This window comes from Bradyrhizobium sp. (genome assembly GCF_019242285.1).
Taxonomy (GTDB): Bacteria; Pseudomonadota; Alphaproteobacteria; order Rhizobiales; family Xanthobacteraceae; genus Bradyrhizobium.
In genome coordinates this window covers 1-10,645 of sequence record NZ_JAFAVV010000747.1, presented here as the reverse complement: position 1 = coordinate 10,645, position 10,645 = coordinate 1, and the positions used below count along the sequence as shown (strand labels likewise).

13 protein-coding genes and 1 tRNA gene are annotated in these 10,645 nt (G+C 65.6%); 4 read left to right on the top strand and 10 right to left on the bottom strand.

All coding sequences use genetic code 11. The annotated features are described in order from the left end of the window. Positions 1-65 precede the first annotated feature (65 nt). From trpB to aroA, 10 genes are all read right to left on the bottom strand, one after another. Positions 66-1,283 (bottom strand): tryptophan synthase subunit beta, encoded by a 1,218-nt coding sequence (gene trpB / locus JOY90_RS30765; protein WP_291694863.1) that lies wholly within the window; start codon positions 1,281-1,283, stop codon positions 66-68. Continuing rightward, a complete protein-coding gene (locus tag JOY90_RS30760) occupies positions 1,280-1,939 on the bottom strand; it encodes a phosphoribosylanthranilate isomerase (protein WP_291694862.1) in 660 nt (219 codons plus the stop codon). The genes trpB and JOY90_RS30760 overlap by 4 nt, the downstream gene beginning before the upstream one ends. 43 nt (positions 1,940-1,982) lie before the next feature. After that, the gene (locus JOY90_RS30755) at positions 1,983-2,393 is read right to left on the bottom strand and encodes a lipopolysaccharide assembly protein LapA domain-containing protein (protein WP_291694861.1); all 411 of its coding nucleotides are present in this window, start codon (positions 2,391-2,393) and stop codon (positions 1,983-1,985) included. A gap of 68 nt (positions 2,394-2,461) precedes the next feature. Beyond that, on the bottom strand, positions 2,462-2,767 hold the full coding sequence (ihfB, locus tag JOY90_RS30750; RefSeq protein WP_291694860.1) for an integration host factor subunit beta: 306 nt from the start codon (positions 2,765-2,767) through the stop codon (positions 2,462-2,464). A 172-nt stretch (positions 2,768-2,939) separates the two neighbouring features. Next, positions 2,940-3,920 (bottom strand): signal peptide peptidase SppA, encoded by a 981-nt coding sequence (gene sppA, locus JOY90_RS30745; RefSeq protein WP_291694859.1) that lies wholly within the window; start codon positions 3,918-3,920, stop codon positions 2,940-2,942. Positions 3,921-4,121: 201 nt separating this feature from the next. After that, positions 4,122-5,831 carry a 30S ribosomal protein S1 gene (gene rpsA, locus JOY90_RS30740; protein ID WP_291694858.1) on the bottom strand — a complete coding sequence of 570 codons (1,710 nt, stop codon included), beginning with the start codon at positions 5,829-5,831 and terminating at the stop codon, positions 4,122-4,124. A gap of 246 nt (positions 5,832-6,077) precedes the next feature. Continuing rightward, the gene (gene cmk, locus JOY90_RS30735) at positions 6,078-6,716 is read right to left on the bottom strand and encodes a (d)CMP kinase (protein ID WP_291694857.1); all 639 of its coding nucleotides are present in this window, start codon (positions 6,714-6,716) and stop codon (positions 6,078-6,080) included. Then, positions 6,713-7,129 (bottom strand): hypothetical protein, encoded by a 417-nt coding sequence (locus JOY90_RS30730; protein WP_291694856.1) that lies wholly within the window; start codon positions 7,127-7,129, stop codon positions 6,713-6,715. Before JOY90_RS30730 ends, cmk begins: the two co-directional genes overlap by 4 nt. Continuing rightward, entirely contained in the window at positions 7,098-7,715 is a 618-nt protein-coding gene (locus JOY90_RS30725; protein ID WP_291694855.1) for a hypothetical protein, read from the bottom strand. Before JOY90_RS30725 ends, JOY90_RS30730 begins: the two co-directional genes overlap by 32 nt. 9 nt (positions 7,716-7,724) lie before the next feature. Continuing rightward, a complete protein-coding gene (aroA, locus tag JOY90_RS30720; protein WP_291694854.1) occupies positions 7,725-9,062 on the bottom strand; it encodes a 3-phosphoshikimate 1-carboxyvinyltransferase in 1,338 nt (445 codons plus the stop codon). Between the two features lie 142 nt (positions 9,063-9,204). Between aroA and JOY90_RS30715 the strand changes: the two genes are divergently transcribed. From JOY90_RS30715 to JOY90_RS30700, 4 genes are all read left to right on the top strand, one after another. Then, positions 9,205-9,615 carry a TIGR02300 family protein gene (locus JOY90_RS30715; protein ID WP_291694853.1) on the top strand — a complete coding sequence of 137 codons (411 nt, stop codon included), beginning with the start codon at positions 9,205-9,207 and terminating at the stop codon, positions 9,613-9,615. 96 nt (positions 9,616-9,711) lie between these two features. Further along, positions 9,712-9,787, top strand: a tRNA-Ala gene (locus tag JOY90_RS30710). 166 nt (positions 9,788-9,953) lie between these two features. Continuing rightward, complete coding sequence (locus tag JOY90_RS30705) at positions 9,954-10,226, top strand: GIY-YIG nuclease family protein (protein ID WP_291694852.1); 273 nt, start codon at positions 9,954-9,956, stop codon at positions 10,224-10,226. Between the two features lie 9 nt (positions 10,227-10,235). Further along, a partial coding sequence (locus JOY90_RS30700) for a CoA transferase (RefSeq protein WP_291694851.1) occupies positions 10,236-10,645 on the top strand: 410 nt, incomplete at its 3' end.

The following is a 10,645-nucleotide window of genomic DNA, read 5'->3' as shown; positions in this document are numbered from 1 at the left end:
CACCCGGCCGCTTCGCGGCCGACCTCTCCCCACAGGGGAGAGGTGAAGGAAGCAGCGCCCGCCCCTCACGACTTCCTCGCTTTCAGGATGTCGCCGACCTGCGGCACGTCCTTGTCGCCGCGGCCGGAGAGATTGACCACCATCAGGTGATCGCTGGGCCGCGCCGGCGCCAGCTCCATCACCTTGGCGATGGCGTGTGCGGGCTCCAGCGCCGGGATGATGCCTTCGAGCCGGGACAGCAGCTGGAACGCCGCGAGCGCCTCGTCGTCGGTGGCCGACAGATACTTCACCCGCCCGATCTCGTGCAGCCAGGAATGCTCCGGGCCGATGCCGGGATAATCGAGCCCCGCCGAGATCGAATGCGCGTCCTGGATCTGGCCGTCGTCGTTCATCAGCAGATAGGTGCGGTTGCCGTGCAGCACGCCGGGCCGGCCGCCCGCGATCGAGGCGGCATGCAATTGCGTGAGCCCGTGGCCGGCCGCCTCGACGCCGAAAATCTCCACTTCGGAATCATCGAGGAAGGGATGGAACAGCCCCATCGCATTGGAGCCGCCGCCGATGCAGGCGACCAGCGAATCCGGCCGCCGGCCCTCGGCCTCGTGCATCTGCGTCCGCGTCTCCTCGCCGATCACCGACTGGAAGTCGCGCACCATCATCGGATAGGGATGCGGGCCCGCCACCGTGCCGATGCAGTAGAAGGTGTCGTGCACGTTGGTGACCCAGTCGCGCAGCGCCTCGTTCATCGCATCCTTCAGCGTGCGCGTGCCGGACTGCACCGGGACCACTTTCGCGCCGAGCATTTCCATGCGGATCACGTTGGGCTGCTGCCGCGCGACGTCGACGGCGCCCATATAGACCACGCAGTCGAGCCCGAAGCGCGCGCACAGCGTCGCGGTGGCAACGCCATGCTGGCCGGCGCCGGTCTCCGCGATGATGCGCCGCTTGCCCATGCGGCGCGCCATCATGATCTGGCCGAGCACGTTGTTGACCTTGTGCGAGCCGGTGTGGTTGAGCTCCTCGCGCTTGAGGTAGATCTTCGCGCCGCCGAGATGCGCGGTGAGCCGCTCGGCGAAATAGAGCGGCGACGGCCGGCCGACATAATGCGTGAGATAGCCCTTCATCTCGGCATGGAAGGCCGGATCGGCCTTGGCCTCGGCATAGGCCTTCTCCAGATCGAGGATCAGCGGCATCAACGTTTCGGCGACGAAGCGGCCGCCGAAAATGCCGAAATGTCCGCGCTCGTCGGGACCGCTGCGGTAGGAGTTGGGCAAGGCCTTGTTCATCGGACGGCGAGCTCTTCGGTGGCGCGCGCGGCGCGGATGAAATTGCGGATCATGTCGACGTCCTTGACACCCGTTGCACGCTCGACTCCGGACGAGACGTCGACGCCGCCGGGGCGGGTGATGCGAACCGCGTCGGCGACGTTGTCGACGGTGAGCCCGCCGGACACCATGAACGGCCGGTCGAGATCGAGACCTTCCAGCAGCCGCCAGTCGAACGGCGCGCCGAGCCCGCCGGGGCGCGATGCCCCCTTCGGCGCGCGGGCATCGAACAGGATGCCATCACAGACCGCGGCATAGGCCGGCAGCACTGCGAGATCAGCGGCGCGCTCGACTGCGATCGCCTTCATCACGGAGACGCCAAATCTCTGCCTGATGGCGACGAGCCGCGCCAGCGTCTCCCTGCCGTGGAGCTGCAGGGCGTCCGGCGCGAGCGCCTCGACGATGCCTTCGAGCGTGGCATCGTCGGCATCGACGGTCAGCGCCACTTTCAGCGCACGGCCGCCGACCTGCGCGCCGAGCGCGCGTCCGGTCTCCAGCGAAAGATGCCGCGGCGATGGCGGGAAGAACACGAAGCCGACCATGTCGGCACCGGCGTCGAGCGCCGCCGCCAGCGTCTCGGACGTGGACAGGCCACAGATTTTGACGAGCAGGGACATGATCTGCAGGAGCAGGTGAACTAGGTGTCGGACGGGGCGCGTTCTACAACGTCGCGCCGTGCTTGTCTCGCCCCGAAGCCCCGTACAGGCGGCCTTGCAGCGGCGCGGAGAGCCGCGGCGCGGCGCCGCGCATGGCCATAGGTTGGGCTTGGGCTTGGGCTTGAGCCCGGAGGGCTTCCAGATGCGCCTTGGCCGCCCGGGCATCGGCTTCGTGCCGCCGCGCCGCCCGCCGCCAGCGACGCTGACCGAACCAGACCGCGGAACCGCCGGCGACGACGCCGATGATCGCGACCATGATGATCAGCGCGAACAGCGGCAGGCTGATTGCGAGCGCTGGATCGGTCGCATTGAAGGGGTCAAATGATACCGTCACGAGATGCCGGTTTGCGACCGCGAACACCACGAGGGTGAGAAACAGCGGAATGACGATCAGGGCCGTGAAGAACTTCCGCATCAGCATCCGCTCGCGTTGATCGACTCCGGCCGTCCTGTCATGCGCGGCCGGCGCGCATGCGGAAACCCTCAGGCTTCCGGCGCCTCCGGCGGCTCACCGCGGTTCAGCCGTTCCCGCATTTCCTTGCCGGTCTTGAAGAAGGGGACGCTCTTCTGGTCAACCGGAACGTGTGCGCCGGTCCGCGGGTTGCGCCCCGCGCGAGCCGGGCGATGCTTCACCGAAAACGCGCCGAATCCGCGCAGTTCGACCCGATCCCCACGCGCCAGTGCAGCCACGATCTCCTCGAGAATGGCGTTCACGATATTCTCGACATCCCGCTGGTAAAGATGCGGGTTGTGCTCGGCAATACGCTGAACCAGTTCGGATTTGATCATCGAGAGGCAGGGCCTGGAAGCATCGGAAATTCATTTCCGTGAAAATGCCTTGAACTGTCAAGACGCTAAATCAGTTTTGCCCGGCACGAAAATGCGTGACAAATCCCACAATCGGGGCCTGTCGCAATGCTCGCAGAACGCGAGCAACCGACATTAACCTTATCTGCGGAGGTCATCGGGTCGCGGCCGGCTGCCAGAGCGCCAGCATGCCATCGAGCGCGAGCCGATCGGCTGCCTGCACGGCACCGATCTGTTCGAGGTGGCGTGCGACAGCACCCAAACCGAGCGCGTCCAGCGTGACCGATGCGGCCGTGCGCAGGAACGTCAGGTCGCCGAAGCGCGGGCTGAGCTTGTAGTCGCGCACCGGCAGATCCTTGGCGACGTTCTTCTGCTCGACCAGCCACGCCACTGCGGTCTTCTCGTCGCCGAGTTGATCGATCAGCTTGAGATCGACCGCCTGGTGGCCGGTGAAGACGCGGCCGTCCGCGACCTTCTCGAGCTGGGCCTCGTCCATGCCGCGCCGCTCCTTCACCAGCCCCTTGAACCAGGCGTAGGAATCCTTGACCAGCGCATCCAGCGCATCGCGCGCCTCGGGACTGGTCGGCTCGAAACCATTGGGCGCCGCCTTCAACGGCGAGGATTTCACCTCCTCGACCTTGACGCCCACCGTCTTCAGCAGATCGGTGAAATTCGGATACTGGAACAACACGCCGATCGACCCGACCAGCGAGCTCTGCTGGGCCACGATATGATCGCCCGCGATCGCAGCGATGTAACCGCCCGAGGCCGCCAATCCTTCGACGACGATCACCAGCGGCTTCTTCGCCTTCAGCCGCACCAGCGAATCGTAGAGCTGCTCCGAGCCGGCGGTGGTGCCGCCTGGCGAATTGATGTGCACGACGACGGCGGCGACGTGCGAGTTCTCCAGCCGCTCCAGTGCCTCCACCCGCTCCGAATCGCTGCGAATGATCCCCTCGATGTTGACCCGCGCGATCGATCCCGACGTCGTCAGGGCGCTGCGGCCGCGCGGCGACAGCATCGTTCCGACGACGGCGACAGCCGCGACCACGACGATCGCGGCGAACACGCGCCAGAACGTCAGCTTGCGGCGCAGCCTGCGGCGATCGACGATCACATCCGAATCGAGCGACATCGGAAATTCTCCCAAAGACAAGGCCATTCAGGGTCGTTCTGCGCTTCGCAGCGTGAGCGCAGCGTCATCTGATCACATCATTTGCGGTGCAATATGAAGAATTGAAGGCTCCGGCCTTTCGTCGTCCCCACGGACGATCGCGCAAAAAAGCCCCGGTCGAAACCGGGGCCTTGAATCGTGGCCTTAAGCCGAAGCCGACCTCTACTTGTTCTCGCGATTCTTCAGCGCGGTGCCGAGAATGTCGCCGAGCGTCGCGCCCGAATCGGACGAGCCGTACTGGGCGATCGCCTCCTTCTCCTCGGCGACCTCGAGCGCCTTGATCGACACCTGGACCTTGCGGGCCTTCTTGTCGAACTGGATCACCCGCGCGTCGACCTTCTCGCCGACCGCAAAGCGCTCGGGCCGCTGATCGTTGCGGTCGCGCGCCAGCTCCGAACGCTTGATGAAGGTGTTGAAATCGGTGCCGACGATCTTGACCTCGATGCCGCCTTCCTTGACCTCGAGCACCTCGCAGGTCACCACCGCGCCCTTCTTGACGTCGCCGGGCTCGGCGAACGGATCGCCTTCGAGCTGTTTAATTCCGAGAGAAATACGCTCCTTGTCGACATCGACATCGAGCACCACGGCCTTCACCATGTCGCCCTTCTTGTAGTTGTCGATCACCTGCTCGCCCGGAAGCTTCCAGTCGAGATCGGACAGATGGACCATGCCGTCGACGTCGCCTTCCAGGCCGAGGAACAGGCCGAACTCGGTCTTGTTCTTGACCTCGCCCTCGACCACCGAGCCGGTCGGATGGCGCTCGACGAAGACTTCCCAGGGGTTGCGCATGGTCTGCTTGAGGCCGAGCGAGATGCGCCGCTTGACCGAATCGACCTCGAGCACCTGCACCTCGACTTCCTGCGAGGTGGAGACGATCTTGCCGGGATGCATGTTCTTCTTGGTCCACGACATCTCCGAGACGTGGATCAGGCCCTCGATGCCCGGCTCCAGCTCGACGAACGCGCCGTAGTCGGTGATGTTGGTGACCCGGCCATGCAGCCGCGCACCCAGCGGATACTTGCCTTCGATGCCCTGCCAGGGATCCTCCAGCAGCTGCTTCATGCCGAGCGAGATGCGGTGGGTCTCGTGGTTGATCTTGATGATCTTGACCTTGACGGTCTGGCCGATGGTCAACACCTCGGTCGGATGATTGACCCTGCGCCAGGCGATGTCGGTGACGTGCAGCAGGCCGTCGATGCCGCCGAGATCGACGAACGCGCCGTAATCGGTGATGTTCTTGACCACGCCGTCGATCACCTGACCCTCTTCGAGGTTCTGCACCAGCTCCTGGCGCTGCTCGGCGCGGGTCTCTTCCAGCACGGTGCGGCGCGACACCACGATGTTGCCGCGGCGGCGGTCCATCTTGAGGATCTGGAACGGCTGCGCATTGTTCATCAGCGGCGCGACGTCGCGGATCGGACGGATGTCGACCTGCGAGCGCGGCAGGAAGGCCACCGCGCCGTCGAGATCGACGGTGAAGCCGCCCTTGACCTGGTTGAAGATGACGCCGGAGACCTTCTCGTTGTTCTGGAACGCCTTCTCCAGCTTGCCCCAGCTCTCCTCGCGCCGCGCCTTGTCGCGCGACAGCACGGCCTCGCCGAGCGCGTTCTCGATGCGGTCGAGGAACACTTCGACGGTGTCGCCGATCTTGAGATCGGCATCGCGGCCGGGGCCGGCGAATTCACGCAGCGCGACGCGGCCCTCGGTCTTCAGGCCGACGTCGATGACGGCCATGTCCTTCTCGATGGCAACCACCTTGCCCTTGATGACGGAGCTTTCCTGCAGGTTGCCGCCGGCAAAGGACTCGTCCAGCATCGCGGCGAAATCGTCGCGGCTGGGATGATAGGTATCGGCAGTGATACTCGAAGCCATTTGTTCTCCAGATGCGAAGTCTTGCCGGCCGTCGGGTTGAATGGCGTATCGCGCGCGAAGCGTCGGTGGTTCGCAACGGCCACGACGACCGCTGGGCTTGCGAGAAAACGCAAGCAGCGGGCCGGCAGATGGCTTCACGTTCGATACGTTGAATTGTCCGGAACTTAAAACTCCCGATCCCGAGGGACTGCGGGAGTTCGACCTTCGAGGGCGGGAGCGGGCGGCTCCTCCAAAGACGGCCGCGGCTTAGCCCCGCGACCGGCCCGCTCGAACGGCCTCGACAATGTCGATGGCGGCCCGGACGCCGGCTTCTATATCCAAGTTGGAATTATCTAGCAAGTAAGCATCCGCGGCGGGTTTTAAAGGGGCAACGGCGCGGTTCTGGTCGCGCTCGTCGCGCGCCAGGATGTCGGCAAGCACAGCCGCCTCGTCGGCCGCCTCGCCCCTGGAGCGCGCCTCGAGCGTGCGGCGGCGGGCGCGGACCCTGGGATCGGCGACGACGAAGATCTTCACCTCGGCATCCGGACAGATCACGGTTCCGATGTCGCGGCCATCGAGCACCGCGCCTGGCGGGGCGGCGGCAAAATCGCGTTGGAACTCGAGCAGCGCCGCCCGCACGGCGGGAATGGCCGAGACCACGGAGGCCGCCGTCCCCACCGGATGGGATTTCAGGGCCGGATCTCCGAATTTTTGCGGGTCGAGCCCCCGGGCCGCGCTGACAGCGGCAGCCTCGTCATTGAGGTCGTGGCCGGCGCTGATCAGCGCGTGCGCCACGGCACGGTAGATCACGCCGGTGTCGAGGTGACGGTAGCCGTAATGGGCGGCGAGGAGCCGGCCGAGCGTGCCCTTGCCGGATGCCGCGGGCCCGTCGATGGCGATGATCATGGGCGCTGTTTCTCTGGAGGTCTGGGGCCGCGGGCGCGCCGCAACGGCCGCTCCTCGGTGAAGATGTTGCGGGAGGCGAATTCGCCGGGGCTCGCATAGGTCAGGTATTCGCGCATGCCGTCATCGGACATCGACGAGACATGCCAGGGCCGCTCGAGATACCGCGACGGCGAATAGGCCCAGGGCGGGACGCGAGGCAAGCCGTATTGATGGGCAAGATACTCCGCCACCGCACCCAACAAGCCCTCCAGGCGCGGATCTCCGGTCTGCGGCGGCTCGTCGAGGAGCATGGCGCTCTTCAGCTCCGTCGTCGGGGCGAGGTAAAACTCGTCGAGAAACTCGCTGAGCGCTGTGTCCGCCGAGTGACCGGACGCCATGCGCTCAGCGGTCTGGGCGAGGGTATTGGGGCGCATCGATGGAGCTCTCTCCAGAAAAGAGGCGTTTGAGCACGAAACGCTGCTTGTCGGCATGCGCCGCGCTGCTCGGGAAGAATTCGGCGAGAATACCAATCGCCTCCTCGATCTGAGCAAGATTGAGGACCTTCAGAAGATGCGTGACATCCGCCATGTCCTGCCGGCCTTTGTCGAAGTCTGAAATTCTCAGAGCCTTGAGTTTCAGCGCCAACATGTACCGGGCGGTCGGCACGAACACGGTGAGACCGACATTGTCGTCCAGCCTTGGAAACGTGCCGAACGCGGTGAGGTCGCGGTCCGATCGGGCAAGCGCGCTGAGATGAAAGCTCACCGCATCGTTCAGCCAGGCGGCCGACCAGCCCTTCTCGCGCGCGATGTCGGCGACGACATCCGATAGCCAGGCAGGCCAGAGCTGGCCGATATCGGCGATATCGACATCCTCGGTCGCGAACCGGAAATTGCTCGCCAGCATCAGCGCCGAGCCGCCGTAGACCGCGATCTGCAGCTTCGTTCCCGCCGCGACCGCGGCGCGGCCGATCCGGTCGAAGGCGTCGAGCAGCGCGGCGCGGTCGAAGGCCATCGTCATGGTGCCGCCTCACGCAAGCTCCGCCCCCAGCGCGCGCATCATCGGAATGAAATCCGGGAAGCTCGTGGCGATGAAGGCGGTATCGTCGACCTTGACGGGCCGATCGGAGGCGAGTCCCATCACCAGCGCTGACATCGCGATGCGATGATCCATGTGGGTCGAGACCAGCCCGCCGCCCGGCACATGGCCCCTGCCCTCGACGATCAGGTCGTCACCGGCGATTTCGACCTTGACGCCATTGATGCGGAGCATGTCCGCGGTGGCGGCCAGCCGGTCGGATTCCTTGACCCGCAACTCGTGCAGACCCCGCATGATCGTGGTGCCCTCGGCGAAGGCCGCGGCCACTGCCAGCACCAGATATTCGTCGATCATCGAGGGCGCGCGCTCGGGCGGCACCTCGACGCCGCGCAGCCTCGAGGCGCGCACCCGCAACCGCGCCATCGGCTCGCCGGTGTCGGTGCGGACCTCGCCCTCCTCGATTGACGCGCCCATCTCCCGCAAGGTCGTGAGCAGCCCGGTGCGCAGTGGATTGGTCATGACGTCGGACAGCAGCAGATCCGAACCCTCGGCGATCAGCGCCGCCACCACCGGGAACGCCGCCGAGGAGGGATCGGCCGGCACCACGACGGTCGCGCCATGCAGCTCCGGCTGTCCGGTCAGGTCGATCCTGCGGCCATGGGCGCCTTCCCTGGCCGAGGTTATCTCGGCGCCGAAATGCTTCAGCATCAATTCGGTATGGTCGCGGCTCGCCTCCTGCTCGATCACCGTGGTGACGCCGGGGGCGGCGAGCCCCGCCAGCAGCACCGCCGACTTGATCTGCGCCGAGGCGACCGGGGTGCGGTAGACGATCGGCAGCGGATCGCGGGCGCCGGCAAGCGTCAGCGGCAGGCGGCCGCCCTCGCCGCCGGCGGTGACCCTGGCGCCCATCAAAGCGAGCGGATCGAGCACCCGGCGCATCGGCCGGCTGCGCAGCGACGCATCACCGTCGAAGGTCGCGGTGATGGGGCAGCCGGCCACCGCCCCCATCACCAGCCGGCAACCGGTGCCGGAATTGCCAAAATCGAGAGCTGACGAAGGTTCGGCGAAGCCGCCGACACCAACGCCGTGCACCGACCAGGCGAAATCGCCGGTCCGCGCGACCCGCGCTCCGAGCGCGCGCATCGCTTTCGCGGTGTTGAGCACGTCCTCACCCTCCAGCAGCCCGGAGATCCGGGTTTCGCCGACCGCGAGCGCACCGAGGATCAGCGCCCGGTGCGAGATCGACTTGTCCCCGGGAACGCGGACCTGGCCAGTCAGGGGACCGGAGGCGCGGGCCTCCAACGGGGTAGAGTGTTCCGAATGGGTCAAGATCGTGTCCTCAAGCTCGGCGGAGCGGTAACATGGACGTCGCACCATGGGACGGTATTTCTTGCCCCTACGGCTATTGACAGCGGCCCGGCAACTAGCCAAGTGAAGCACCGCTTTTCCGACATCCCAGGATTCCGCACACGTGGCCAAACCCGATCTTGGAACCAAACGCATTTGCCCGACCACGGGCAAGAAATTTTACGATCTCAACAAGAGCCCGGTGATCTCGCCCTATACCGGTGAGGTGGTGCCGATCGCGCCGGTTGCGACCACGCGGACCCGCGGCGAGACGGCGCGCGCCAGTGCCGCGGCCGCCGAGGCCGCGCCGGAACCGGCGGAGGCCGAGGAGATGGTGTCGCTCGAGGAGGCCGATGCCGAGGAGAACACCGGCAAGGTGAAGGCCGTCGTTCCGGAATCGGAGGACGACATCGAGATCGACGAGACCCTCGAGGACGACGACGATGATGATTCGACCTTCATCGCCGACGAGGAAGAGGGCGAGGAGGACGTCACCGACATCATCGGCGACGTCGGAGGTGACGAAGAGACTTGAGAAAGGCCCTGAACTGTGTTTCAGGGTTGCTGCTGAAGACGGTGCGTCGCCCAGACGCGCCGGAAAGCGTGCTCCACGAGGGCACGCCAAGTTTATGGGGCCATAGCTCAGCTGGGAGAGCGCTTGCATGGCATGCAAGAGGTCGGCGGTTCGATCCCGCCTGGCTCCACCACGCTTCGCCTTCGGCTACGCGTGGCGCAGCCATGCGGGGCCGAAGGCGAAGCGTGGTGCCCGGCGTAGCCCGAAGGGCGAAGACGGGCTGCAGACCTCGGTTGTGAATCTCTTAGAGATATTCGGCTACGTTGCCCACCATCAAGATGCAGTAGCGCAAAGCGGCAATGTGGTACGTCTACATCCTCCGCAGCATTCAATTCCCTAAGCAGGAATATATCGGCGCCACAGCCGACCTGAAGCGACGATTCCCCGAGCACAACGCCGGAAGATCTCCTCACACCGCGAAATTCAAGCCCTGGAAGCTCGTTTGGTATTGCGCGTTCCCCGACAAATACAAGGCGCTCGAATTCGAGAAATATCTCAAGTCCCATTCCGGTCGGGCATTTGCGAAGAAGCGCCTCCTGATGCTTAATGGCGCCCGTGAACCAGCTCAGTAGAACCCATCCATGATTCCCGAATCCCTGACCGGCGCGGTCGCCGGGTTGCGCGTGATCGACCTGTCGCGCGTGCTCGGCGGCCCCTATTGCACGCAGATCCTGGCCGACCACGGCGCCGACGTGATCAAGGTCGAGCCGCCGGCCGGCGACGAGACCCGCGACTGGGGCCCGCCGTTCCACGAGGAGGATGCGGCCTATTTCATTGGCGTCAACCGCAACAAGCGCTCGATCGGGCTCGACCTGGCCGCCGAAGGCGGCCGCGCCGTGCTGATGCAGCTGCTCGAAACCGCCGACGTCCTGATCGAGAACTTCAAGCCGGGCACGCTCGACAAATGGGGCATCGGCAACGACGTCCTCCGCGCGAGGTTTCCAAAGCTCGTGCACTGCCGGATCTCCGGCTTCGGCGCCGACGGCCCGCG

Coding starts and splice junctions, on each gene's coding strand:
- trpB (WP_291694863.1), bottom strand. CDS start 1,283: ATGAACAAGGCCTTGCCCAACTCCTACCGCAGCGGTCCCGACGAGCGC.
- JOY90_RS30760 (WP_291694862.1), bottom strand. CDS start 1,939: ATGTCCCTGCTCGTCAAAATCTGTGGCCTGTCCACGTCCGAGACGCTG.
- JOY90_RS30755 (WP_291694861.1), bottom strand. CDS start 2,393: ATGCGGAAGTTCTTCACGGCCCTGATCGTCATTCCGCTGTTTCTCACC.
- ihfB (WP_291694860.1), bottom strand. CDS start 2,767: ATGATCAAATCCGAACTGGTTCAGCGTATTGCCGAGCACAACCCGCAT.
- sppA (WP_291694859.1), bottom strand. CDS start 3,920: ATGTCGCTCGATTCGGATGTGATCGTCGATCGCCGCAGGCTGCGCCGC.
- rpsA (WP_291694858.1), bottom strand. CDS start 5,831: ATGGCTTCGAGTATCACTGCCGATACCTATCATCCCAGCCGCGACGAT.
- cmk (WP_291694857.1), bottom strand. CDS start 6,716: ATGATCATCGCCATCGACGGGCCCGCGGCATCCGGCAAGGGCACGCTC.
- JOY90_RS30730 (WP_291694856.1), bottom strand. CDS start 7,129: ATGCGCCCCAATACCCTCGCCCAGACCGCTGAGCGCATGGCGTCCGGT.
- JOY90_RS30725 (WP_291694855.1), bottom strand. CDS start 7,715: ATGACGATGGCCTTCGACCGCGCCGCGCTGCTCGACGCCTTCGACCGG.
- JOY90_RS30705 (WP_291694852.1), top strand. CDS start 9,954: ATGTGGTACGTCTACATCCTCCGCAGCATTCAATTCCCTAAGCAGGAA.